Here is a 22766-nt window from a genome sequence, read left to right as displayed (position 1 = left end):
TGTTAACGGAGCGCTATCAAGCCTTCGGTGGCTTGTCCGAAATAGGCCGGTTCTGTCCGGTCTGCTCGTACCAGCCTCCACCCAGCGCCTTGTACAGCGTGACTTCACTGGTCAGCTGCGATAGGCGATCGGTAATCAACGCTTGCTGGGCGCTGAACAACGAGCGCTGCGCATCGAGGAAGGTTAAGTTGCTGTCGACGCCAATCCGATAGCGACGCTCAGCCAGGCGGTAGTAGTCCTGGTTGGCGTTGACGAAGTCGGCTTGCGCTTGCAACTGTTGGTTGTAGGTTTCACGTGCAGCCAAGCCGTCAGAGACTTCTTGGAATGCAGTTTGGATCGCCTTCTCATATTGAGAGACTGTGATCTCTTTCTGAATTTTCGAGTAGTCCAAGCTTGCACGCAGAGAGCCTGCGTTAAAGATCGGCAGGTTAATCTGCGGCGAGAACAACCAAGTGCCCGAACCGCCCTTGAACAGACCGGAAAGGTCTGGGCTCAAGGTTCCGGCATTGGCGGTGAGGCTGATGCTGGGGAAGAACGCGGCGCGTGCGGCACCGATGTTGGCGTTAGCCGCCAACAACTGATGCTCGGCTTGGAGAATATCTGGACGACGCTGAAGCAAGTCGGAAGGCAAGCCAGCCGGTACCTTGGTCAGCAAGTCTGCCGACAGCGGTTGAGCTTTTGGCAGATTGTCCGGGATGGTAGTGCCCAGCAGCAGGGCTAGGTTGTTTTCATCCTGAGCCACCTGGCGGGTGTACCTGGCCAATTGAACCCTGGCGTTTTCTACCGACGTGCGCGACTGGCTGAGGTCAAGGGCGGAGGCCACACCGACTTCATTGCTACGCAAGGTCAGCTTGTAACTCTCGTCGAACGCTTTGAGGGTGTCTTCTGTCAGCTTGAGCAGCTCTTTGTCCGCTTGCCAGGTCAAGTAGGCCGTCGCAACGTTGGCCACTAGGCTGATCTGGGTAGAGCGGCGCGCTTCTTCGGTTGCGAAGTAGTTCTCAAGAGCCTGATCGCTCAGGCTGCGCACACGTCCGAACAGATCCAGCTCATAAGCGCTGACCCCAAGGGTCGCGGAGTATTGGCTGGTGATACCCGACTGACCGGTTTGCGACATACGTGCCGGTGTGCGTTGACGGCTGCCACTGGCGTCCGCCGACACAGCCGGGAACAGATCCGCACGCTGAATGCGGTACTGCGCGGCGTAAGCGTCAATATTTAAGGCCGCAACCCGAAGGTCGCGGTTGTTGACCAGAGCTGTCTGAATCAGCTGTTGCAGGGCTGGGTCATGGAAAAACTGACGCCAGCCTTGCTCCGCAGCGGCCTGATTCGGCGCCTGATTAGGCGAGTAGGCCGGGCCCTGCGGGTATTGCGCGGCTACCGGCGCTTCAGGGCGCTGGTAGTCCGGTATCAGCGAGCAGCCACTCAGCGTAAACGCTGCTACCGCTGCTGCGAGAAGCGACTTGCTCATTGGCCAGCCTCTTTGTTTGGAGTTTTAGTCAGATCTTTTTTTTGCTCGGCGTCTTTTTTATTGCCAATCGAGGACACGGCAACAAAGAACAGCGGCACCCAGAAAATAGCTAGGATGGTTGCACTTAACATCCCGCCGATTACACCTGTACCAATGGCGTGCTGGCTGCCCGAACCTGCGCCCGAAGAGATCGCCAATGGAACCACACCGAGGATAAACGCCAGCGAGGTCATGATGATCGGGCGCAGACGCATCCGACAGGCTTCAATCGCGGCATCGTACAAGCTACGTCCTTGCTCATGCAGTTCTTTGGCGAACTCGACGATCAGAATGGCGTTCTTCGCTGCCAGGCCGATTGTCGTTAATAGCCCTACTTGGAAGTACACGTCGTTGGACAGCCCCCGCAAGCTGGTAGCCAATAGCGCACCAATAATACCCAGCGGTACAACCAGCATGACCGCGATCGGAATAGACCAGCTTTCATATAGCGCCGCGAGACACAGGAATACCATCAGCAAGGAGATCGCGTACAAAGCAGGCGCTTGCGAACCTGACAAACGTTCCTCGTAAGACAGACCTGTCCAAGAAATACCAACACCTGCCGGGAGTTTCTTGGCCAGTGCTTCTACTTCCGCCATGGCCTCACCGCTACTGTAACCAGGGGCTGGCGAACCCAGAATTTCCATGGCTTCTACGCCGTTGTAACGCGACAGTTTAGGCGCACCGTAGGTCCACTCGCCTTTGGCAAAGGCTGAGAACGGCACCATGGTTCCTTGATCGTTACGTACGTACCATTTTTTCAGGTCTTCGGGGTTCATGCGCGAGGTAGCGTCACCTTGCAAGAACACCTTTTTAACCCGGCCACGGTCAATGAAGTCGTTGACGTAGCTGGCGCCCAAACCAATGGACAGTGTGTTGTTGATATCTGACTGGCTGACGCCCAGTGCGCGTGCAGCTTCATCGTCGATCAACAGTTTGTACTGAGGTTCGTCGTTCAAACCGTTGGGGCGCACACCTGCCAAGACTTTGCTTTGAGAAGCCATCCCCAAGAACTGGTTGCGAGCCTCCATCAGCTTGTCGTGACCGATACCGGCACGGTCTTGCAGGAACACGTCGAAGCCTGTTGCGTTACCTAACTCCATCACCGCAGGTGGAGCAAACGCGAACACCATGGCATCACGGAAGGTGGAGAAGTGCGCTTGGGCTCGTTGAGCCAACGCGAACACGGTGTTGTCGGCATCACGCTCGCCCCAAGGCTTGAGCATGATGAACGCCAAACCGGAGCTTTGACCACGACCTGCGAAGTTAAAACCGTTAACCGTGAACACCGAGGATACAGCTGATGTTTCATCTGTGAGCAGGTACTCTCGCATCCGGTCAATCACCTCCTGAGTCCGCTCTGCGGTGGTACCCGGCGGGGTTTGAACCTGAGCAAAGAGCACGCCCTGGTCTTCTTCCGGAAGGAAAGAGGTCGGGATGCGGGTAAACAGGAAGATCATACCGACCACGATCAGTACATAGGCCAGCAAGTACGGTGCCTTGTGACGCAGAATGCTGCCAACACTGTTTTCATAGTGTTTGACGCCACTGTCAAAGGTGCGGTTGAACCAACCAAAGAACCCGCGCTTGTTCTGACCGTGATCACCTTTGGTAATCGGTTTGAGCATGGTGGCGCACAGGGCAGGGGTAAACACCAAGGCGACCACAACCGACAGCGCCATTGCCGACACGATAGTGATCGAGAACTGACGGTAGATCACACCCGTTGAACCACCAAAGAACGCCATTGGCAGCAATACAGCCGATAGCACGAGGGCAATACCGACCAGTGCACCCTGAATCTGACCCATCGACTTTTTAGTCGCTTCTTTAGGCGGTAATCCTTCTTCCGCCATCACCCGCTCGACGTTTTCAACCACGACGATGGCATCGTCCACCAACAATCCGATGGCCAGTACCAGACCAAACATGGTCAGGGTGTTAATGCTGAACCCTGCAGCGGCAAGGATCCCGAAAGTACCCAGCAACACGACGGGCACGGTCATCGTCGTGATGATCGTGGCGCGGAAGTTTTGCAGGAACAGGAACATCACCAAGAACACCAGCACAACAGCTTCTACCAGTGTTTCAACAACCCCTTCGATGGACGCTGAAATAACCGGTGTCGTGTCGTACGGGAAAACCACTTCCATGCCAGGCGGGAAGAAGGGTTCCAGGTCTTTAATGGTCTGGCGAACGGCTTTAGCGGTGTCCAGAGCGTTGGCATTAGAGGCCAGTTTGATTGCAATACCCGAAGACGGTTTGCCGTTGTACTGCGCACTAATGCTGTAGTTCTCACCCCCAAGTCCCACTTCAGCTACATCGCTGAGGCGAACCTGAGAACCGTCGGTGTTGACCTTGAGCAGGATCTTTTTGAACTCTTCTGCGGTTTGCAGTCGAGTTTTACCGATGATCGTGGCGTTCAGCTCCTGGCCTTCTACCGCTGGCAGACCACCCAGTTGCCCCGAAGACACCTGTACGTTCTGGGCTGAGATGGCAGATTTCACATCCACCGGAGTCAGGTTGTACTTATTCAGCTTGTTCGGGTCGAGCCAGATACGCATGGCGTACTGGGCACCGAACACCTGGAAGTCACCTACACCCGCGGTCCGTGACAGCGGATCTTGCATGTTGGAGACGATGTAGTTCGACAAGTCGTCCTTGTTCATGCTGCCGTCAGTGGACACCACGCCGACGACCATCAGGAAGTTTTTCACTGCCTTGGTCACCCGGATACCTTGCTGCTGCACTTCTTGAGGCAGCAGAGGAGTGGCCAGGTTGAGCTTGTTCTGCACCTGAACCTGAGCGGTGTCAGGGTTAGTGCCCTGGTCGAACGTAACGGTGATGGTCATGCTGCCGTCAGAGTTACTTTCCGACGACACATAACGCAGGTTATCAATACCGTTAAGCTGCTGCTCGATGACCTGAACCACGGTGTCTTGCACGGTCTGTGCAGAAGCACCTGGGTAGCTCACAGAAATCGAGATGGCAGGCGGTGCAATGCTTGGGTATTGGTTGATGGGGAGCTTGAGGATAGATAAAGCTCCGACCAACATGATCACCAGGGCAATTACCCAAGCGAAAATTGGACGGTCGATAAAAAATTTCGACATTGTTTATTCCCCTTTACTGCCCGAGGCTTGTTCTGTGGCCGGGGTTGCGTCAGAACCTTTATCGGTAGAAGCCTTATCGGTCACTTTGACTTCAACGCCCGGTTTAACGTATTGCAGACCGTCAGTGATGACACGATCACCCGCGTTCAAGCCTTTTTCAACCAGCCAGCTATTGCCCACAGTGCGTGATGCTTGAAGTACGCGCAGCTCGACCTTGTTGTCCTTGCCCACTATCAGGGCAGTCGGTTCGCCTTTGGCGTTGTGCGTTACACCGATTTGCGGGACCAAAATAGCGTCGCTATTGATGCCGGCTTCTAGTTGCGCGTGAACAAACATGCCTGGCAGCAGCACGTGATCAGGGTTTGGGAACACCGCGCGCAGCGTCACGGAGCCAGTGGCTTCGTCTACCGACACTTCAGTGAACTCAAGACGACCTTCAGCTGGGTATTCGCTGCCGTCTGGCAGGGTTAGCTTAACTTTGGCCGCGTTATCACCTGCTTTTTTCAGGCGCCCGTCGGCGAGGTCACGGCGCAACTCAAGCATTTCAACCGAAGATTGCGTCACATCGACGTAAATCGGGTCCAGTTGCGTGATTACTGCCAGCGCGTTGGCTTGACCGCTGGTCACCAATGCGCCTTCAGTAAACAGCGAGCGACCAATACGTCCAGATAGCGGGGCCAGCACCTTGGTGTAGCGCAGGTTAACTTGCGCGGTTCTCAGGGCCGCTTCGGCTTCCAGTCGCGAAGCTTCGGCGTTGTCGTATTCCTGACGGCTTACCGCTTGTTCAGCGACCAATTGCTTGTAGCGATCAGCCAGTGATTTAGCCGATTGCAAGGTCGCCTTGGCGCTCAACACGTTGCTTTCGTAGATCGAAGGATCGATTTGATACAGCTGCTGACCTTCTTTAACGTCGCTGCCTTCTTTGAAGTAGCGCTTGAGAATAATGCCGTTCACTTGAGGACGAACTTCCGCCGAACGGTACGAAGTCGTACGACCCGGCAGATCAGAGGTCATGGTGAATGGCTGGGTTTTCAGCGTCACGACGCCGACCTGAGGGGTTTGTGGAGCAGGTGCTTGCTCTTCCTTCTTACATCCGCTGAGCAGCGAAGCTAGGGTAATGGCAGCAACCAGAGCGGTAACAGCTGGCTTAAATTGCATGAAAATCCTCGGGTCAGGCACGCGAAAGCGCACAAGAATAGTGGAAGGGTATAGAAAGCTGTTCCGGGTGGATAAGTAGCTTGCTAAGGAATATACTTACATTCATGTCTGTTTGTAAACAGTGGGTGTCTGCCGCGAGAGGCGTTTCAGAGCCCGTTTTTGAATCTGAAGTAAACCGGGATAAGGCAGAACAAACGCCACCCGATGCCGGTTTGGATGCTGAGTTGAAACGCTCCAAACCCTCCTGATTGAGGTTTTTATTGCCATGGTGCGTCGTACTAAAGAAGAAGCTCAGGAAACCCGGAGCGCAATCCTCGAAGCCGCCGAGCAGGCCTTTTATGAACGGGGGGTTGCTCGCACTACTCTGGCTGACATCGCTGCACTCGCGGGAGTCACCCGAGGTGCGATTTACTGGCATTTCAGTAATAAGGCTGATTTGGTTCAGGCCATGCTGGACAGCTTGCATGAGCCGTTGAATGAGCTGGCTAAGGCCAGTGAAAGCCAAGACGAGCTTGACCCATTGGGCTGCATGCGCAGCTTGCTGGTTCATTTGTTTCATCAAGTTGCAATTGACCCGAAAACTCGGCGTATCAATGAAATTTTGTTTCATAAATGCGAATTCACTGACGAAATGTGCGATTTGCGCCGTCAACGCCAAGTGGCGAGTGTCGACTGTAATAGTCGTATCGAGCTAACACTGAATAATGCAGTTTACCGCGAGCAGCTGCCTGCGAACCTGAACGCTCGCCGTGCAGCAATCGCTTTGCACGCTTACATAGACGGTATTCTCAGGCAATGGTTGCTGGTTCCCGACTGTTTTGAGCTTCATAAAGAAGCAGAAACCTGGGTCGACATCTGCATTGACATGCTGCGTCTGTGCCCAAGCCTACGCTCCACCAGCCCGGACGAGCATCAGTCTAGTTGCCTAAAGGTATAAGGCTAGTCAACTTTGCATTCGTAACATGAATTGATACCAGATCGCCTTTATATAGGTCTAGCCTGCGGGTTTAAAGATAGTCACCTAAGTATTTTGTAGTTCAATTGTTACCGCAGCAGCCGTCGCCCGTCTAAAACGCAAAAAGCCCCGGCTCGTAGGAGACCGGGGCTTTTTGCGACAGCGTAAATCAGCGTTCTAGATCTTTGATCTTGCCTTTCACGCCATCAAACTCTTCCGCGTCCGGTAGAGCGTCTTTCTTTTCAGTGATGTTTGGCCAAATTTCAGCCAGCTCGACATTCAACTGAATGAACTCTTGCATGTCTTGAGGTACTTCATCTTCCGAGAAGATGGCTTGTGCAGGGCATTCAGGCTCACAAAGCGCGCAGTCAATGCACTCATCCGGGTGAATTACCAGGAAGTTCGGGCCTTCGTAGAAGCAGTCCACCGGACAGACTTCTACGCAGTCGGTGTACTTGCACTTGATGCAGTTGTCGGTGACGACGAAGGTCATTTCTAATTTTCTCCTCAGGCGGCGGCAGCGAAGCCCTTCCAGTTCGGGTTCGCAGGGCTCGGGAGTGATATCTACTGATCAGGCTAATAGGCCAGTAGCATCCCGAACCGCGCGCGATTCTAGCAGCTTTTAAAGGCGTGTCTTTAATGTGTAGAGCAAATCAAGCGCATTACGTGGTGTCATGTTGTCCAAGTCGAGCTTGGACAGGTCGTCCAATACCGGATGCGGCAGGCTGGCAAACAGGTCGCTTTGATGCGGTGCTGCTTTTTTACCAGGTGCGGTGCGTGGCGCGTCATGAGGCAGGCTGGTGGTTTCAAGTCGGCTCAAATGTTCGCGTGCTCGAGTGATGACATTGGCTGGAACCCCGGCCAATTGTGCAACGGCCAAACCATAGCTTTGACTGGCCGGGCCTGGCAAGACGTGGTGCAAAAACACAATTCGCTCATTGTGCTCGGTGGCGCTCAAGTGCACGTTTGCAACCAATGGCTCGTTTTCGGGCAGAACGGTCAGCTCAAAATAGTGCGTGGCAAATAAGGTATACGCGCGTAAGTGGGCGAGACGTTCGGCCGCAGCCCAAGCCAGGGACAAGCCGTCGAACGTGCTGGTGCCACGGCCTACCTCATCCATCAGCACCAAGCTGCGATCTGTCGCGTTATGCAGAATATTGGCGGTTTCGCTCATTTCCACCATAAAAGTAGAACGCCCGCCCGCCAGATCATCACTGGAGCCGATCCGGGTGAAGATCCGGTCTACCAACGACAACTCGCAACTGGCGGCGGGGACAAAGCTACCTATATGGGCCAGTAATACGATCAATGCGGTCTGACGCATGTAGGTAGATTTACCGCCCATGTTAGGACCGGTAATCACCAGCATGCGGGTCTTATCATCCAGCGCCAGATCGTTAGCCACAAATGGGCTGGTCAGTACTTGCTCGACCACCGGATGACGGCCTTGGCTGATCCGCATGCACGGCTCGTCAACAAAACGCGGGCAGTTCAAGTCTAGGTTCAGAGCGCGTTCGGCCAAATTGCTCAGCACATCGAGTTCGGCCAGTGCAGCCGCAGTGTCCTGTAAGGGCGGCAACTCCCCGATTAAGGTTTCGAGCAGCGCTTCATAAAGCATTTTTTCGCGGGCCAGTGCGCGGCTTTTAGCCGACAAGGCTTTATCTTCGAAAGCTTTCAGCTCTGGCGTGATAAAGCGCTCTGCGCCCTTAAGGGTTTGACGCCGAATATAGTCAGCAGGCGCTTGTTCGGCTTGTTTACTCGGCAACTCGATGAAGTAACCGTGGACGCGGTTGTAACCCACCTTGAGGTTGGCCAGACCGGTCCGGGCTTTTTCACGCGCCTCAAGATCAATTAGAAATTGCCCTGCGTTTTCGCTCAGCGATTGCAGTTCATCCAGTTCAGCGTCGTAACCGGTTTTGAGTACGCCACCGTCGCGGATCACTGCCGGCGGATTGTCGTTAATGGCCTTTTCCAGCAGCGCTCCCAATTCAGGATAAGTACTGGTAATCGTTGCCAACTGCTGCAAATGCGGGGCTTCAAGGCCGACCATCGCATCTTGCAGTTCAGGCAAAGCGCCCAAGGCGTCACGCAAGCGCGCCAGATCTCGCGGTCGAGCGTTGCGCAGGCCGATACGCGCCAGAATCCGCTCCAGGTCACCAATTTCTTTAAGTTGCGGTTGCAGCTTTTCGAAACAATAGCCATCGAGTAGGCAGGTAATGGATGACTGTCGAGCCAGCAGCACGCTCAAGTCGCGCAGTGGCCGGTTCAACCAACGTGTGAGCAGACGACTGCCCATCGAGGTTTGGCAGCGATCGACCACTGACTGCAACGTATTGTCGCGCCCGCCTGCCAGGTTGGTGTCCAGCTCTAGGTTGCGACGGCTGGCGCCATCCAGCACCACGGTGTCATCTAGACGCTCATGACGCAGGCTGCGCAAATGGGGCAGGGCAGTGCGTTGGGTTTCCTTTGCGTAGCTGAGCAAGCACCCGGCGGCACCGATGGCCAAGGTCAGGTTCTCACAGCCGAAGCCTTTAAGATCTTGGGTTGAAAATTGCTGGCACAGGCTTTTAAGTGCCGAATCGCGCTCAAAATCCCACGGTGCGCGGCGACGAACTCCGCGACGCTTTTCAGCAGGCAGCCCTTGCGGCCAGTCGTCTGGAATCATCAGCTCCACTGGGTTGATGCGTTCCAGTTCGGCCAGCAGGTTTTCCCAGCCTTTAATCTCCAGCACCGAGAAGTTGCCGCTGGTGATGTCCAGTACAGCCAGACCAAACAGACGCTCATCACCCAGCACCGCGGCAATCAGGTTGTCTCGGCGCTCATCCAGAAGCGCCTCATCGCTGACCGTGCCCGGAGTAATAATGCGAACGACTTGGCGCTCAACCGGGCCTTTACTGGTTGCCGGGTCACCGATCTGCTCGCAAATGACCACCGACTCACCGAGCTTCACCAGCTTGGCCAAATAGCCTTCGGCTGCGTGATACGGAATCCCACACATCGGAATCGACTGCCCGGCAGACTGCCCGCGAGCCGTAAGCGTGATATCCAGCAACTTGGCAGCCTTCTTCGCATCTTCGTAGAAGATCTCGTAGAAGTCGCCCATGCGATAGAACATCAACTGATCGGGGTGTTGGTTTTTCAGGCGCCAGTACTGCTGCATCATTGGCGTGTGCTGCGGGCTTTCTGAAATCGTCTTCTTCATTAAGTACTTACAAATTCTTAATTAGTTTTTTGGCGCAGGGCTGGGGTAGGTGCGCTGGCGCTAAACAGGTATGACCCGATGCGACTGAGTCCGGCGAGTGATTGGTTTTCCATCTGCTTGGCGTAAACCTAGGCTCGCACCCGGAAGTCAGCGTGCCCCATTTGCTTGGCTATGTGCGCAAGGTTACCACGGGCCATCGGCGCCAGCATGTATCGGTCGACCGAGTCTTATTGCGGCCTCAGGAACAGCATGCAGCGTCAGCAGCAGGTTTAAGTCGATTCTTCTTAGCTCTTCTAGCATCAGCTCAGGTCTGTAAAGGGTTACGGGGAGCGTAGCAAACCGTACTGCACGCGTCTTACATCGCAATCGGTAGGAATGATGCCTTTGTTTAGTGAGGCATTAGATGTTGAGCGGCATCGCCTTGCAACGCCCACCTGCTCGTGTAGGTTATGGCGCTTGGACGCATCCTCAGGAGAGCTTTATGGACTCACTATCTCAATTGGCGGCTGAACTTGGGCACCAACTGCACGCACTAAACGCTCAGGTTACAACGGCCGAGTCCTGCACCGGCGGCGGTATTGCAGAGGCGATTACTCGAATCGCGGGCAGTTCTGCTTGGTTTGAGGCGGGGTTTGTGACGTATTCCAATCAGCAGAAAACCCAACAACTCAATGTGCCGCAGTCATTATTCGCTCAAGTTGGCGCTGTAAGTCGTGAGGTAGTGGAGGCGATGGTGCGTGGTGCGCAGGTGCAAAGTAGCGCACGCTTTGCTGTCGCGGTGAGTGGCGTGGCTGGCCCGGGTGGCGGCTCGGCAGAAAAACCAGTGGGTACCGTCTGGCTGGCGTGGGGGGCTGGCGACGAGGTTACAGCCGAGTGTCGGCACTTCTCGGGTGATCGCGATGACGTCCGGCGACAAACCATCATTGCGGCGCTTGAGGGTCTAATACGCCGAACGGTACGAGAAATAGAAAATCAGGGGTAGGCGATCGTTTAACCCTGTGGAATAATACTGGCTACTTATACAGTTATCGGCCGTCATGGCCTTATTGATTTTGAGAGGACTTTAATGGACGACAACAAGAAGAAAGCCTTGGCTGCGGCCCTAGGTCAGATCGAACGTCAATTCGGCAAAGGCGCCGTAATGCTGATGGGTGATCAAGACCGCCAGCCAATTCCTGCTATCTCTACAGGTTCGCTGGGTCTGGACATCGCGCTAGGCATCGGCGGTCTGCCAAAAGGCCGTATTGTTGAAATTTACGGCCCAGAATCTTCGGGTAAAACCACCTTAACGCTGTCTGTGATTGCACAAGCGCAAAAAGCGGGTGCAACGTGTGCCTTCGTTGACGCCGAGCACGCACTAGATCCTGAATATGCAGGCAAGCTGGGTGTAAACGTCGATGACCTGCTGGTTTCTCAGCCAGACACTGGCGAGCAAGCACTGGAAATCACCGACATGTTGGTGCGTTCTAACGCGGTTGACGTGATCATCATCGACTCCGTCGCGGCGCTGACGCCTAAAGCTGAAATTGAAGGCGACATGGGCGACGCACACGTGGGCCTACAAGCCCGTCTGATGTCGCAAGCGCTGCGTAAAATTACCGGCAACATCAAAAACGCCAACTGCTTGGTGATTTTCATCAACCAGATCCGTATGAAGATCGGCGTGATGTTTGGTAGCCCGGAAACCACCACCGGTGGTAACGCTTTGAAGTTCTACTCTTCGGTACGTCTGGATATCCGTCGTACGGGCGCTGTGAAAGAAGGCGATGTCGTAATCGGTAGCGAAACCCGCGTCAAAGTGGTCAAGAACAAAGTCGCTCCGCCATTCCGTCAGGCTGAATTCCAGATTCTGTACGGCAAGGGTATCTACCTCAACGGTGAGATGATCGACCTGGGCGTATTGCATGGCTTCGTCGAGAAAGCTGGCGCTTGGTACAGCTACAACGGCAACAAAATCGGCCAAGGCAAGGCTAACTCTGCCAAGTTCTTGGACGATAACCCGGACATTAAGGACGCACTGGAAAAACAATTGCGCGCCAAACTGCTGGGTCCAAAAACTGACAGCGAACTGGCTGAGTTGAAAGTCATGCCGAAAATGAGCAAGGCAGCTAAAGCTGCGGCTGAAGAAGCTGAAGCGGCAGAGATTGAGTTGGAAAACTCTGCTGAAAACGGTAACTGATTGAACTCATGAATGTCGTTTTGGATAACCTCGTCGCAGTGCGGCGAGTCGCAATGGACCTGCTCGCGCGACGCGAGCATGGTCGAGTCGAGCTGACCCGTAAACTGCTTCAGCGTGGTGCTTGCCAAGACATGATCGACACCGCTCTCGACCGTCTTACGCAAGAGGGGCTGTTATCGGAGTCGCGTTATCTCGAAAGTTACATTAATTACCGTGCAGGCTCTGGCTATGGGCCTTTGCGTATTCGCGAAGAACTAAGTCAGCGCGGCTTATCGCGCGGGGATATAGAGGAGGCACTGCGCGAATCTGGCTTTAACTGGCAAGAGCAGTTACAAGACACTTGGCGTCGCAAGTTTGCAGGTAAATTACCCGAAAATGCGAAAGAGCGTGCCCGACAAGGGCGCTTCTTGAGTTATCGGGGTTATACGTTAGAAATGATTGGCCGCGTATTAAGCGGCCGAGAGTTTGACGACTAGCGACTACAACAAAACCTGTAGCCGCTGCCGAAAGCAGCGATGGGGCGCGCAGCGGCTCTGCGCTTGAGCCCCTAATCCCCAATCCTAGTTTGCGAGCTAATCTGCCAACAGCTCGCACTGTGCCAACGTGGCTTGCTTGTCAGCCAGCTCCCAGTGCTGAGGTAGGTTGATAAAGTCGACCAACTCACGCAAACGTCCCTGATTACGACCACTGAACGCGAAGCTTAAGCGATATAAAGTAAGCGATGGATCATGATCTGGGCCGTCATCAAGCGACTGGCAGAAATCACTACTCAGACAAATATCGGAAAACTCTTTTTGGATATGTGCCAGCGCGTGCAGATTGAGCGGGCGTTTCATGCGTAGGACAAAATTTTTATTCAGCGAGCGGCTTGAATGGAAGTTGTTATAAAACTGATTGATCTCAGCCAAAGCTTCTTCGGCGGTGTGAGCAAAACGCATCAGCTTTAGATCGTTAGGCAGGATGTACTGGTGTGCTTCTAACTGGTTATGAACGAAGTCCAGCGCGCTTTGCCAATAGGTGCCTGCGGGTACGTCCAGCAGTACGATGGGTACTAAAGGCGTTTTACCGGTTTGAATCAGTGTTAGCACTTCTAAGGCTTCATCCAGTGTGCCAAAGCCTCCTGGGCACATCACCAGTGCGTCAGCTTCCTTAATAAAAAAAAGCTTACGAGTGAAAAAGAAGTGAAAGGCCAGCAGGTTGGCAGAGCCATTGATCGTCGGGTTAGCGTGTTGCTCAAAAGGCAGCGTGATGTTGAAACCCAGGCTGTGTTCAAGCCCTGCACCTTCATGAGCCGCCCCCATGATGCCAGCGCCGCCTCCGGTGATGACCATCATATCGGCGCGTGCCAGTGTGGCGCCCATCTCTCGGGCTAGCGCATAGAGTGGATGTTCTATCGGTGTGCGGGCAGAACCGAAGACGGTCACTTTGCGTCGACCTTTAAAGGTTTGCAGGACGCGGAAGGTTTTTTCGAGTTCGCGGATAGACTGCAACATGATCTTGGCATTCCAGCGATCAAGATCGTCGTGGGCCATGCGTAATACGCTGAGCATCATTTCACGATAGAGCGGGCGGTTGGGGCTTTCAGGTGCGACTAACTGCAGCTGCGCGTCCACGTGTTGCGCGATGTCGAGGCCCTGCTCTTCAAAATACAGAGCGAGATTGTCTTTGGATTGATCTGGCATGTAATTCTCCTTCTACACAACATCCTTTAGCGCGCCGCCAATCATTGAGGCGCCAACACTCAGAGTGTCAAACATGATGCCTTGATGATGGTCTTTAGAAGTCAGCGATGGCAACTGCTAATTGGCTGATGTAAATGAAGAATTGGAGAGGGAGCGTGCACGCCGCCACAACGAGCGGCGTGCGGGCTAAGGGCTATCAACCCTTGCGTTGTTGGCAGTTCTCGGCGCGGATGTCTTGGGTCAGCACGGGCTTGTTGGTTCCGTACTCCAAAATATTGAAGCGCATAGTGGCTCCCCGAGCCATCAGTTTGCGGAAGTTAGGACTACCGCAAACACTGCGACCTAACTGTGGAACGGCCAGCTCTGGAGACGAGCGCAATTGGGCAGCCATGTTCGGGCTAGCTTCCAAATTATTGATCAGTACAGTCCCCTCTACGACGAAGCCTTTGTCCAGTAAGTCATTGTTTATAGCGCGCGGCGTCCCTACGTTGCTAGCTTCTGCCGTAGCTTGCAGCGACTTGTTCAGATTGAAATCTGCAAGAGAGGCCGCTTGCGCGCCTAAAGGCATTGCCAGTAACAGGGCTACGGTTGGAATAATAGTGCGCAACATGAAACTCTCCTGATGTGCGTGACGCTGGCTTTGACCCATCATCGTTCTATGCGTTCAGTGGCGCGCAAGTATAGGTCAGCATTGAGGGGCAGGAAATGCCCACGACTTGGGTTTGGCGTATACCCCGGCGGGCTCTGATAGACTGCGCGCCTTTCCCTATTAAATCCGCTCCTTCGCCAAGCTCTAATGAATCAGCGGTTTTTGCCGTAAGTAAAAATCCATGACCTTGATGACCTTTTCCTCTAACGCTGTAGCCCGTTTGCGAGACGAGCGTGAAGAGGAGAGCACTAAACCCTATTTGGCCCGCGGCTCACGTGCGCCGCGATGCTCTACTTGCCGCGTAATAGAAAGCCATTGCCTGTGCAGATGGCGGCCCCAAGTCAGCACACGCTCGGGCGTGTGTCTGTTGATGACCAAAAAGGAAGTGTTCAAGCCCAGTAATACCGGCTGGTTGATCGCGGATGTGGTCAGTGACAACTTTGCTTTTATCTGGTCGCGCACGGAAACGGATGAAGCCCTGCTTGCACTATTGGCTGATCCACAATGGCAGCCTTATCTGGTGTTTCCCGGCGAGTACGTTGCACCGGAGCGCGTAACGCACACCGTTGAACTCAACAACACCAAGCGGCCGCTGTTTATTCTTTTAGATGCTACGTGGACCGAAGCCCGTAAGATTTTTCGCAAAAGCCCTTACCTCGACGGGCTGCCGATCTTGAGCCTGTTACCGGAAAAACTCTCGCGCTATCGGTTACGCCGTTCAACGCGCAGTGAACACTTGTGCACAGCGGAAGTGGCCAGTTTGTGCCTTGATCTAGCAGGCGATACTGAGGCGTCGAATGCTCTCGATGCGTATTTCGATGTGTTCAGCCAGCACTATCTAGATGCCAAAAATCAGTTACCCGTGAATGAATCAAGTACAGCGCATCAGGAACTGGAGTTTTTTGTAAAAGACCTTCCTCAGAACAGGACTCAATAGGCGAAAGAAGTAGCGCTACAATTTTTAAGGCGGAGTCAGCCGTTAGCCACATTCGATTTGAATGATGGCATTGTAATAGTTGCGACTGCACCTAGGTGTCAGGTTTACGCTTGACCCTACTGGTTTGGCTGGGCATGCTTGGCGCCGATTCGGCGACAGATGCTGCTCAAACGCTTACAACGCTCTGACTTTTAGCGTCAATCTTGCCTTTTGATGCGCAGTCCTTGGACTGTTGCTCGAGTTGCCTTAGCGGGTACTGGCATTAATCCAGAACCGCCTGAAGAACAGGATCATTTAAAAAATGGCCACATACGAAATCCTGATTGCTGATGACCATCCATTGTTTCGCAGTGCCTTGCACCAAGCTGTTGCGTTGGGTCTGGGCGCTGATGTTCGCTTGGTCGAAGTTGCCAGTATTGCCGAGCTTGAAAAGCAGCTGGCAATTAAGGCCGATTGGGATCTGGTGCTGCTCGATTTGAACATGCCAGGTGCTTACGGTTTCTCCGGGTTGGTGTTATTGCGCGGTCAATACCCGCAGATCCCCGTGGTGATGGTTTCTGCTCAAGAAGAAGCATCGGTCATGGTGCGCTCGCGTGAGTTTGGTGCCAGTGGCTTCATCCCTAAATCCAGTTCAATGGAAGTTATTCAGGCCGCTGTCCGTGCGGTATTGGAGGGTGATGTTTCCTGGCCACCTCAAGCTTTTGAAGAGGTGATCGTTTCGGCTGAGGCCAAAGCTGCCAGCGAAGGCTTGGCCAGCTTGACGCCTCAACAGTTCCGGGTGCTGACCATGGTGTGTGAAGGTTTGCTGAACAAGCAAATTGCCTATGAGTTAAGTGTTTCGGAAGCGACGATCAAGGCGCATGTAACGGCGATATTTCGCAAATTGGGTGTTCGCACCCGCACTCAGGCCGCACTGCTGCTGCAACAGCTCGAATCCATATCGAGCCATTAAAACACCAAGCTTCACGCATTTTTGACGCCGCGTGAATTAGCTTTCCCTCTCACTTTTTGTGCAGTTGCTTATCTATGTCGCCTTTCAAGGGTAAAACTGGTTTTAAACGGATTTTGAATGCTGGCGGTTACTCGTTGGACGGTCTACGTGCAGCCTTTACGGGTGAGGCGGCATTTCGGCAGTTGGTACTGCTCAATGTGGTACTCATCCCCTTAACGTTCTTCCTCAATGTGAGCCGGGTAGAACGTGCATTGCTGATCGGTGTATGTCTGCTGGCATTAATTGTCGAACTACTCAACTCGGCGATTGAGGCTGCCATTGATCGAATCTCACTCGACTTGCATCCATTATCGAAAAACGCAAAAGACATGGGCAGCGCCGCTCAATTTGTGGTGCTAACCCTGATTGCTGTGGTGTGGGCTGTGATTCTGCTTTAAGCAATGGCAGGAAGAACAATCTCGTCGCTGCGCTGAACTCCCGCGGTAAAAGCGCGGCATAGGTCTAGAAACTCGCGCATGGCAGAGGTTTGATACTTCTTCTTGTGCCAGATAAAGAAAAACTGCCGCGCCAGATCAAGGTCTGGCGTCTCTACGGCCACCAAACTGCCCCGGCGAAAAGCGTCGCGCAGTGCCAGGCGTGAGATGCAGCCGATGCCCAGCCCCGACTCAACTGCTCGCTTGATCGCTTCGGTATGTTCCAGCTCCAAGCGGATGTTAAGTGCGCTTTGATGGTGGCGCATGGCTTGATCAAAGGTGAGGCGCGTTCCAGAACCTTGCTCGCGTAAAATCCAAGCTTCGTGGGTCAGCTCCTCCAAAGTGGCATGTCCGCGGGCCGCGAGCGGATGCTGAGGTGCGCAAAACACCACCAATTCATCTTCGACCCAGCTTTGAACTTCAATATCAGGGTGGCTGCAGTCGCCTTCGATTAGACCCAGATCAATTTCATAATGCGCGACTTGTTGCACGATATGCGCAGTATTTTGGACAATCAGTTTGACTTGGCTTTCCGGGTGCTGCTGCATGAAGCTGCCGATCAGCAATGTTGCTAAATAATTGCCAATGGTCAGTGTCGCCCCCACGGTTAATGAGCCAAACCCCGACTTGCCATTGAGTAAGTCTTCGATTTCCTTAGCCTGATCCAGCAGGGCCACGGCTTGCGGTAATAGCTGGCGGCCAAGCGCATTGAGGCTTAAGCGTTTGCCCGCTCGATCGAACAGCTGGCAACTGGTTTGGCGCTCAAGCTCAGTGATTGAGGTGCTGGCTGCCGACTGTGAAAGGGCCAACAAGCCTGCAGCGCGAGACACGCTCTCTTGTTGGGCGACAGTAACGAACACTTGAAGTTGTCTGAGAGTAAATCGCATATCGTTATAACCGATAACCCTTATCTTAATAATTCAGTTAACAGATATTGTCGTCGCCATTAGAATGCTCTGCAATCGCGCTCATAGTCAGCGCTGGCGAATTTAGGAGCCCCGTACATGAGCAACATGAACCACGAACGCGTCCTCAGTGTTCACCACTGGAACGACACCCTTTTCAGCTTCAAGTGCACCCGTGATCCGGGCTTGCGCTTTGAAAACGGTCAGTTCGTGATGATCGGCCTGCAACAGCCTAACGGTCGTCCGCTTATGCGCGCCTATTCCATTGCCAGCCCAAACTGGGAAGAGCATTTGGAGTTCTTTAGCATCAAGGTGCCTGACGGTCCGCTGACCTCCCAATTGCAGCATTTGAAAGAAGGCGACGAGATCATCATCAGCAAAAAACCTACGGGTACGCTGGTGTTAGACGATCTGAAGCCGGGCAAGCATCTGTATCTGCTGAGCACGGGAACTGGTTTGGCGCCTTTCATGAGCGTCATTCAGGACCCAGAAACCTACGAGCGTTTCGAAAAAGTGATCCTGTGCCATGGCGTGCGTTACGTCAACGAAGTTGCATACCGCGAGTTCATCACTGAGCACCTGCCTCAGAACGAATTCTTCGGCGAAGCGCTACGTGACAAGTTGATCTACTACCCAACCGTGACCCGCGAGCCCTTTGAAAACGAAGGTCGCCTGACTGACCTGATGCGCAGTGGCAAGTTGTTCAGTGATATTGGTTTGCCGCCGATTAACCCGCAGGACGACCGTGCCATGCTGTGCGGCAGCCCAAGCATGCTCGATGAAACCAGCGAAGTATTGAACAGCTTCGGTTTGACTGTATCGCCGCGCATGCGTGAGCCGGGTGACTACCTGATCGAGCGCGCCTTCGTCGAGAAGTAATCAGCGCTGTAAAAAAGCCCGCGTTACCTCAAGGTAAAGCGGGCTTTTTATTGTCTGCGCGACATAAGAACCGACGTCCCTTGTCTCGCGTTTTTTGAACTTAATGCTCGGCGAGCACCACCTCGATTACACGAATTACTCCCGGCTCGGGGTAATGCCAGCGTACGTCCAGATCCCAAAACTGTGCGCCGTACTCACGCTGTGGCGTAGGTGTTTGGTAGGCCGGGCGTGGGTCTTGGGCTAAGCATTGCTCAACCAGCGCCACCAGCGGCTCCTGCAAACGCAGCGCGTGGCCGTGCGCCTCGTGCAAGGCTGTTTCAGCCCACTCCACAGGAATCAGTACCGGGGCCGCGCTGGCCATGCTGTTGCTGGCGGCGTGGATCATATCGGCGTAGGGCACATACGGCTTGATATCGAGAATCGGCGTACCGTCTAGCAGGTCAATACCCGAAATGTGCAGACGATTGGGCTCAACCATATCCAACTTGACCACTGATTGACCGATACCATTGGGGCGGTGAGTGGCGCGTGTTGCAAACACGCCCATCGACTTGTTACCGCCCAGCCGTGGAGGACGAACCTTGAGTCGAGGTTTATCTTCCAGCGCTTGGTGAAACACAAATAACAACCAGACATGACTGACGTGTTCCAAGCCTTGTACGGCATCACCTTGGTCAAAGGGCGCAACCAGCTCCAAAACACCTCGGGCAGCGGGCGCCAGTTGGGGTTGTCGGGGGATGGCAAACTTCTCCTTGAAACAGGAGCGCACAAAACCGATAGGTGAAACGCTGTAAGTCATGTGCTGAAACCCTTGTCGGCGGATCAGCCACGAACCCGCAGGGTTAGACCCTTGAGGAAGTTGCGCAGAAGCTGATCGCCGCAAGTACGGTAGTTGTTGTGGCCGAACTTGCGAAACAGGGCACTCAGTTCCGGCTTGGATACCGGGAACTCAACAGCCTTGAGGATCGCGTGCATGTCGTCTTCTTTCAGCTCGAAGGCTACACGTAGCTTTTTTAGGATGATGTTGTTGGTTACAGGTAACTCAACAGGCTGCGGTGGACGGCTTTCGTCCTTGCCGCGCTTGAAGATCACCAAGCCATCCAGAAAGTGCGCCATGACGTCGTCCGGGCAGCGAACAAAGCCTTCTTCTTCGTCTTTCTTCAGGTAGGTTTCTACGTCTGCTCTGGTGACGTCCAAACCGCCCAGTTTGATGATCTCGACAACTTTGTTGTCGCTGATGTCTAGCATGTAGCGCACGCTGCGCAGTACGTCGTTATGAATCATGTGGGTAATCCTGATAATCAGCAGTGAGCACCGCAGGCGAGGCTGCGGTGTCGAAATAGTGAGGCGTGGCCGTGTTTAGAACTTTTCTTTGGTCGTCATGTAGCGCCATTGGCCAGCGGGCAGTTTGCCCATCGATACGCCACCAATACGAATCCGGCGAATCGAAATAACAGTAAGGCCCACGGCTTGGCAGAACAGTGCAATCACACCCGGTTGCGGATTCTTCATCGCAAAGCGTAGGCGATTTTCACTTTGCCAACTGGCTTTGACCGCAGGCAGCTCGCGTCCTTTGTAGGTCAGGCCGTGATTGAGTCGATTCAGACCGTGCGCAGCCATCTCGCCTGACACCTCGACCACGTATTCCTGCTCGATTTTGCTGGCGTCTGCGGTCAACTTGCGAACGATTTTCCAGTCTTGGGTAAACACCAGTAATCCGCTGGCGTTAGCTTGTAGTTCGTTGCCGACGCTCAGACGTAGGAAATGCCCTTTAAGCGGGCGCTTGCCGAAGCGATGCTCTTCGCTCAGCGATTGCGCGTTGAGCAGTTGCATCGCGCTGTCAGTGTCCAAGCCCGCAGGGGCGTTCAGCAACAACGTAACAGGCTCAGGTGCCGTAGCTTTGGCCTGCGGATCGAGTTCGACTTTTTGCTGGTCGACCTTGAATTGTGGTTCGTCGATGACTTCGCCATCTACCGTGACCCAGCCACCTTCAATGAACAGTTCGGCCTCACGGCGTGAGCAGCCGACGAGTTCGATGAGGCGTTTGGAGAGACGTATCGGTTCAGACATGACAAGGGCCGTAATATGATGGGGCGGCTATTGTACCCGCCTGGCGCCGGTTAAGTCCGGCAACATTTGACTTAAGCGCGTGGTAGGCGCGAAGGATGTTGATAACGCAGGTGCAGCAGTGGAAAAGGCTGCCCCATCCCGTCCGTTTCGCAACGCCCAACAACCTCAAACCCTTGTTTTAAGTAAAAGCCGATGGCTTGCAGGTTTTGCTCGTTGACGTCCAGACACTTGGCGTTAAATTCGTTGATGGCGGACATAAGCAAGCATTTGCCTACGCCTTGGCCGCGATAATCAGGGTGAATAAACAGCATTTCAACTTTGTTGGCTGCGATCCCGGCAAACCCTGTAATGCGCTGGTTGACGGGGTCTTTGCAGCAAATCAGCATTACGGTGTCTAGGTATTGGGTTTTCACCAGTTGGCGCAGCAGCACAATGTAGCTTTCAGGCAAAAAATCATGGGTGGCGCGAACAGATGCTTCCCACACCTCGGTTAATGCTTCGAAGTCCCTTAAATGGGGGGTTTGGGTAATCCATTGTTGTTCCATCGCGCGTGTCTCCAACACTGATGATTGAGGCGCTTTCTAAACAATAGCTGTAAAAAAAGCCCTGGCGCATTAATGAGCGGCAGGGCTTTTTGAGGGCCGGTTGTCGATTACAGAGCTTCAGCCCACAAGTCGTACTCGTCGGCGTCAGTGACGCGGCACATGATCTTGTCGCCCGGCTTGATATCTTTCTCGGTGGCGATAAACACGTTGCCGTCGATTTCCGGCGCGTCGAAGAAGCAACGGCCCACCGCACCTTGTTCGTCAACTTCGTCGATCAGCACTTCGATTTCCTTGCCGATCTTCATTTGCAGGCGTGCGGCGCTGATGGCTTGTTGATGAGCCATGAAGCGCTCCCAACGATCCTGTTTAACGTCGTCTGGCACGATTGCCGCGTCCAGCAAGTTAGCTGGGGCGCCTTCGACTGGGGAGTACTGGAAGCAGCCTACGCGGTCCAGTTGAGCCTCGGTCAGCCAGTCCAACAGGTACTGGAAGTCTTCTTCGGTTTCGCCGGGGAAGCCGACAATAAAGGTCGAGCGGATGATCAACTCAGGGCAGATCTCGCGCCAGTTTTTGATGCGGGCCAGGGTTTTGTCTTCAAAGGCTGGGCGTTTCATGGCCTTGAGCACTTTAGGGCTGGCGTGCTGGAACGGGATGTCCAAATACGGCAGGATCTTGCCCGCCGCCATCAGCGGAATCAGCTCGTCAACGTGCGGATACGGGTAAACGTAGTGCAGGCGTACCCATACACCCAGCGTGCTCAAGGCTTCGCACAGTTCAGTCATGCGGGTTTTGACCGGCGCGCCGTTCCAGAAACCCGTGCGGTATTTAACGTCAACGCCATAAGCGCTGGTGTCTTGAGAGATAACCAGCAACTCTTTAACCCCGGCTTTCACCAAGCGCTGGGCTTCATCAAGAACGTCGCCCACTGGGCGGCTGACCAATTTGCCGCGCATCGAAGGGATGATGCAGAAGCTGCAGCTGTGGTTACAGCCTTCAGAAATTTTCAGGTAGGCGTAATGGCGTGGCGTCAGCTTGATCCCTTGAGGTGGGACTAGGTCGATCAACGGGTTGTGATCCTGCCTAGGCGGCACTACTTGGTGAACCGCGTTGACCACTTGTTCGTACTGCTGCGGGCCAGTCACGGCAAGCACGCTCGGATGTACGTCGCGGATATTGCCTTCTTCGACGCCCATGCAGCCGGTCACGATGACCTTGCCGTTTTCCTTGATGGCTTCGCCAATCACTTCCAACGATTCCGCTTTGGCGCTGTCAATAAAGCCGCACGTGTTGACCACCACGACATCGGCATCTTGATAGGTGGAAACAACGTCGTAGCCTTCCATACGCAGTTGCGTAAGGATGCGCTCGGAGTCGACCAATGCTTTTGGACAACCCAAGGAAACAAAGCCGACCTTTGGGTTGGCTGGCGTGGTAGCGGTGGACATGGCGAACCTCGGTATGTAGTGACGTTACATGCCCGTAAAGGCTGCACGACGAACGGGCGCTTAGCGTGTGCTGCGCCTCTGATCAAAAAAAGTGCGCAATTTTAGCGACGCAGGG

21 protein-coding genes are annotated in these 22766 nt (G+C 54.1%); 8 read left to right on the top strand and 13 right to left on the bottom strand.

The annotated features are described in order from the left end of the window. Positions 1-16 precede the first annotated feature (16 nt). Genes AQS70_RS00340 through AQS70_RS00330 form a run of 3 tightly spaced genes read right to left on the bottom strand, consistent with a single transcriptional unit; the run spans position 17 to position 5778 of the window. Entirely contained in the window at positions 17-1468 is a 1452-nt protein-coding gene (locus AQS70_RS00340; protein ID WP_055100960.1) for an AdeC/AdeK/OprM family multidrug efflux complex outer membrane factor, read from the bottom strand. Then, positions 1465-4620: an efflux RND transporter permease subunit gene (locus AQS70_RS00335; protein WP_055100959.1), complete on the bottom strand. Its 3156-nt coding sequence runs from the start codon at positions 4618-4620 to the stop codon at positions 1465-1467. Before AQS70_RS00335 ends, AQS70_RS00340 begins: the two co-directional genes overlap by 4 nt. 3 nt (positions 4621-4623) lie before the next feature. Beyond that, positions 4624-5778 (bottom strand): efflux RND transporter periplasmic adaptor subunit, encoded by a 1155-nt coding sequence (locus tag AQS70_RS00330; RefSeq protein WP_055100958.1) that lies wholly within the window; start codon positions 5776-5778, stop codon positions 4624-4626. Between the two features lie 265 nt (positions 5779-6043). On the opposite strand from AQS70_RS00330, the gene AQS70_RS00325 reads away from it, so the two are divergent. Beyond that, positions 6044-6715: a TetR family transcriptional regulator gene (locus AQS70_RS00325; protein WP_055100957.1), complete on the top strand. Its 672-nt coding sequence runs from the start codon at positions 6044-6046 to the stop codon at positions 6713-6715. A gap of 187 nt (positions 6716-6902) precedes the next feature. Here AQS70_RS00325 and fdxA read toward each other — a convergent pair whose 3' ends face one another. Further along, entirely contained in the window at positions 6903-7226 is a 324-nt protein-coding gene (gene fdxA / locus AQS70_RS00320; protein WP_055100956.1) for a ferredoxin FdxA, read from the bottom strand. Positions 7227-7355: 129 nt separating this feature from the next. Beyond that, entirely contained in the window at positions 7356-9935 is a 2580-nt protein-coding gene (gene mutS / locus AQS70_RS00315; protein WP_055100955.1) for a DNA mismatch repair protein MutS, read from the bottom strand. A gap of 481 nt (positions 9936-10416) precedes the next feature. Between mutS and AQS70_RS00310 the strand changes: the two genes are divergently transcribed. The 3 genes from AQS70_RS00310 (at position 10417) to recX (ending at position 12590) form a co-directional block, all read left to right on the top strand. Further along, positions 10417-10917, top strand: a complete 501-nt coding sequence (locus tag AQS70_RS00310) for a CinA family protein (RefSeq protein WP_055100954.1) — start codon at positions 10417-10419, stop codon at positions 10915-10917. 84 nt (positions 10918-11001) lie between these two features. Continuing rightward, on the top strand, positions 11002-12114 hold the full coding sequence (gene recA, locus AQS70_RS00305; protein ID WP_055100953.1) for a recombinase RecA: 1113 nt from the start codon (positions 11002-11004) through the stop codon (positions 12112-12114). A gap of 8 nt (positions 12115-12122) precedes the next feature. Then, on the top strand, positions 12123-12590 hold the full coding sequence (recX, locus tag AQS70_RS00300; protein ID WP_055100952.1) for a recombination regulator RecX: 468 nt from the start codon (positions 12123-12125) through the stop codon (positions 12588-12590). Positions 12591-12686: 96 nt separating this feature from the next. On the opposite strand, the gene AQS70_RS00295 is transcribed toward recX, so the two are convergent. Together AQS70_RS00295 and AQS70_RS00290 are read right to left on the bottom strand one after the other, a co-directional pair. Further along, positions 12687-13796 (bottom strand): LOG family protein, encoded by a 1110-nt coding sequence (locus tag AQS70_RS00295; protein ID WP_055100951.1) that lies wholly within the window; start codon positions 13794-13796, stop codon positions 12687-12689. A gap of 196 nt (positions 13797-13992) precedes the next feature. After that, positions 13993-14406, bottom strand: a complete 414-nt coding sequence (locus AQS70_RS00290; RefSeq protein WP_055100950.1) for a PA3611 family quorum-sensing-regulated virulence factor — start codon at positions 14404-14406, stop codon at positions 13993-13995. A gap of 229 nt (positions 14407-14635) precedes the next feature. On the opposite strand from AQS70_RS00290, the gene AQS70_RS00285 reads away from it, so the two are divergent. The 3 genes from AQS70_RS00285 (at position 14636) to AQS70_RS00275 (ending at position 16771) form a co-directional block, all read left to right on the top strand. Continuing rightward, positions 14636-15382, top strand: a complete 747-nt coding sequence (locus AQS70_RS00285) for a tRNA-uridine aminocarboxypropyltransferase (protein ID WP_055101068.1) — start codon at positions 14636-14638, stop codon at positions 15380-15382. A 301-nt stretch (positions 15383-15683) separates the two neighbouring features. Further along, positions 15684-16334, top strand: a complete 651-nt coding sequence (gene erdR, locus AQS70_RS00280) for a response regulator transcription factor ErdR (protein WP_055100949.1) — start codon at positions 15684-15686, stop codon at positions 16332-16334. A gap of 74 nt (positions 16335-16408) precedes the next feature. Then, the gene (locus AQS70_RS00275) at positions 16409-16771 is read left to right on the top strand and encodes a diacylglycerol kinase (RefSeq protein ID WP_055100948.1); all 363 of its coding nucleotides are present in this window, start codon (positions 16409-16411) and stop codon (positions 16769-16771) included. Here AQS70_RS00275 and AQS70_RS00270 read toward each other — a convergent pair. Beyond that, positions 16768-17694 carry a LysR family transcriptional regulator gene (locus AQS70_RS00270; protein WP_055100947.1) on the bottom strand — a complete coding sequence of 309 codons (927 nt, stop codon included), beginning with the start codon at positions 17692-17694 and terminating at the stop codon, positions 16768-16770. The two genes, AQS70_RS00275 and AQS70_RS00270, sit on opposite strands and share 4 nt — an antisense overlap. A 117-nt stretch (positions 17695-17811) precedes the next feature. Between AQS70_RS00270 and fpr the strand changes: the two genes are divergently transcribed. Next, the gene (fpr, locus tag AQS70_RS00265) at positions 17812-18591 is read left to right on the top strand and encodes a ferredoxin-NADP reductase (protein WP_002554680.1); all 780 of its coding nucleotides are present in this window, start codon (positions 17812-17814) and stop codon (positions 18589-18591) included. A 100-nt stretch (positions 18592-18691) separates the two neighbouring features. Here the strand turns inward: fpr and tsaA are convergent, their stop codons facing one another. The 5 genes from tsaA to rimO all read right to left on the bottom strand — a co-directional run bounded on the left by tsaA (position 18692) and on the right by rimO (position 22651). Beyond that, positions 18692-19390 carry a tRNA (N6-threonylcarbamoyladenosine(37)-N6)-methyltransferase TrmO gene (gene tsaA / locus AQS70_RS00260; protein ID WP_055100946.1) on the bottom strand — a complete coding sequence of 233 codons (699 nt, stop codon included), beginning with the start codon at positions 19388-19390 and terminating at the stop codon, positions 18692-18694. A gap of 23 nt (positions 19391-19413) precedes the next feature. After that, complete coding sequence (locus AQS70_RS00255) at positions 19414-19875, bottom strand: YehS family protein (RefSeq protein WP_055100945.1); 462 nt, start codon at positions 19873-19875, stop codon at positions 19414-19416. Between the two features lie 75 nt (positions 19876-19950). After that, positions 19951-20661 carry an rRNA pseudouridine synthase gene (locus AQS70_RS00250; RefSeq protein ID WP_055100944.1) on the bottom strand — a complete coding sequence of 237 codons (711 nt, stop codon included), beginning with the start codon at positions 20659-20661 and terminating at the stop codon, positions 19951-19953. Between the two features lie 71 nt (positions 20662-20732). After that, positions 20733-21206: a GNAT family N-acetyltransferase gene (locus AQS70_RS00245; protein WP_055100943.1), complete on the bottom strand. Its 474-nt coding sequence runs from the start codon at positions 21204-21206 to the stop codon at positions 20733-20735. Between the two features lie 107 nt (positions 21207-21313). Then, on the bottom strand, positions 21314-22651 hold the full coding sequence (gene rimO / locus AQS70_RS00240; protein ID WP_055100942.1) for a 30S ribosomal protein S12 methylthiotransferase RimO: 1338 nt from the start codon (positions 22649-22651) through the stop codon (positions 21314-21316). Positions 22652-22766: the final 115 nt, after the last annotated feature.

The sequence above is a fragment of the Pseudomonas endophytica genome (genome assembly GCF_001411475.1).
Classification (GTDB): Bacteria; Pseudomonadota; Gammaproteobacteria; order Pseudomonadales; family Pseudomonadaceae; genus Aquipseudomonas; species Aquipseudomonas endophytica.
The sequence above is the reverse complement of the archived record's forward strand: the minus strand, read 5'-3'. Positions and strand labels throughout refer to the sequence as shown.

Bases quoted from the DNA above. Each gene is read 5' to 3' on its own strand.
- AQS70_RS00325 (WP_055100957.1), top strand. From the start codon at position 6,044: ATGGTGCGTCGTACTAAAGAAGAAGCTCAGGAAACCCGGAGCGCAATC.
- tsaA (WP_055100946.1), bottom strand. From the start codon at position 19,390: ATGACTTACAGCGTTTCACCTATCGGTTTTGTGCGCTCCTGTTTCAAG.
- mutS (WP_055100955.1), bottom strand. From the start codon at position 9,935: ATGAAGAAGACGATTTCAGAAAGCCCGCAGCACACGCCAATGATGCAG.
- AQS70_RS00245 (WP_055100943.1), bottom strand. From the start codon at position 21,206: ATGGAACAACAATGGATTACCCAAACCCCCCATTTAAGGGACTTCGAA.
- AQS70_RS00270 (WP_055100947.1), bottom strand. From the start codon at position 17,694: ATGCGATTTACTCTCAGACAACTTCAAGTGTTCGTTACTGTCGCCCAA.
- fdxA (WP_055100956.1), bottom strand. From the start codon at position 7,226: ATGACCTTCGTCGTCACCGACAACTGCATCAAGTGCAAGTACACCGAC.
- fpr (WP_002554680.1), top strand. From the start codon at position 17,812: ATGAGCAACATGAACCACGAACGCGTCCTCAGTGTTCACCACTGGAAC.
- AQS70_RS00295 (WP_055100951.1), bottom strand. From the start codon at position 13,796: ATGCCAGATCAATCCAAAGACAATCTCGCTCTGTATTTTGAAGAGCAG.
- rimO (WP_055100942.1), bottom strand. From the start codon at position 22,651: ATGTCCACCGCTACCACGCCAGCCAACCCAAAGGTCGGCTTTGTTTCC.
- AQS70_RS00255 (WP_055100945.1), bottom strand. From the start codon at position 19,875: ATGATTCATAACGACGTACTGCGCAGCGTGCGCTACATGCTAGACATC.
- erdR (WP_055100949.1), top strand. From the start codon at position 15,684: ATGGCCACATACGAAATCCTGATTGCTGATGACCATCCATTGTTTCGC.
- AQS70_RS00250 (WP_055100944.1), bottom strand. From the start codon at position 20,661: ATGTCTGAACCGATACGTCTCTCCAAACGCCTCATCGAACTCGTCGGC.
- AQS70_RS00330 (WP_055100958.1), bottom strand. From the start codon at position 5,778: ATGCAATTTAAGCCAGCTGTTACCGCTCTGGTTGCTGCCATTACCCTA.
- AQS70_RS00310 (WP_055100954.1), top strand. From the start codon at position 10,417: ATGGACTCACTATCTCAATTGGCGGCTGAACTTGGGCACCAACTGCAC.
- AQS70_RS00335 (WP_055100959.1), bottom strand. From the start codon at position 4,620: ATGTCGAAATTTTTTATCGACCGTCCAATTTTCGCTTGGGTAATTGCC.
- AQS70_RS00275 (WP_055100948.1), top strand. From the start codon at position 16,409: ATGTCGCCTTTCAAGGGTAAAACTGGTTTTAAACGGATTTTGAATGCT.
- recX (WP_055100952.1), top strand. From the start codon at position 12,123: ATGAATGTCGTTTTGGATAACCTCGTCGCAGTGCGGCGAGTCGCAATG.
- AQS70_RS00340 (WP_055100960.1), bottom strand. From the start codon at position 1,468: ATGAGCAAGTCGCTTCTCGCAGCAGCGGTAGCAGCGTTTACGCTGAGT.
- recA (WP_055100953.1), top strand. From the start codon at position 11,002: ATGGACGACAACAAGAAGAAAGCCTTGGCTGCGGCCCTAGGTCAGATC.
- AQS70_RS00285 (WP_055101068.1), top strand. From the start codon at position 14,636: ATGACCTTTTCCTCTAACGCTGTAGCCCGTTTGCGAGACGAGCGTGAA.
- AQS70_RS00290 (WP_055100950.1), bottom strand. From the start codon at position 14,406: ATGTTGCGCACTATTATTCCAACCGTAGCCCTGTTACTGGCAATGCCT.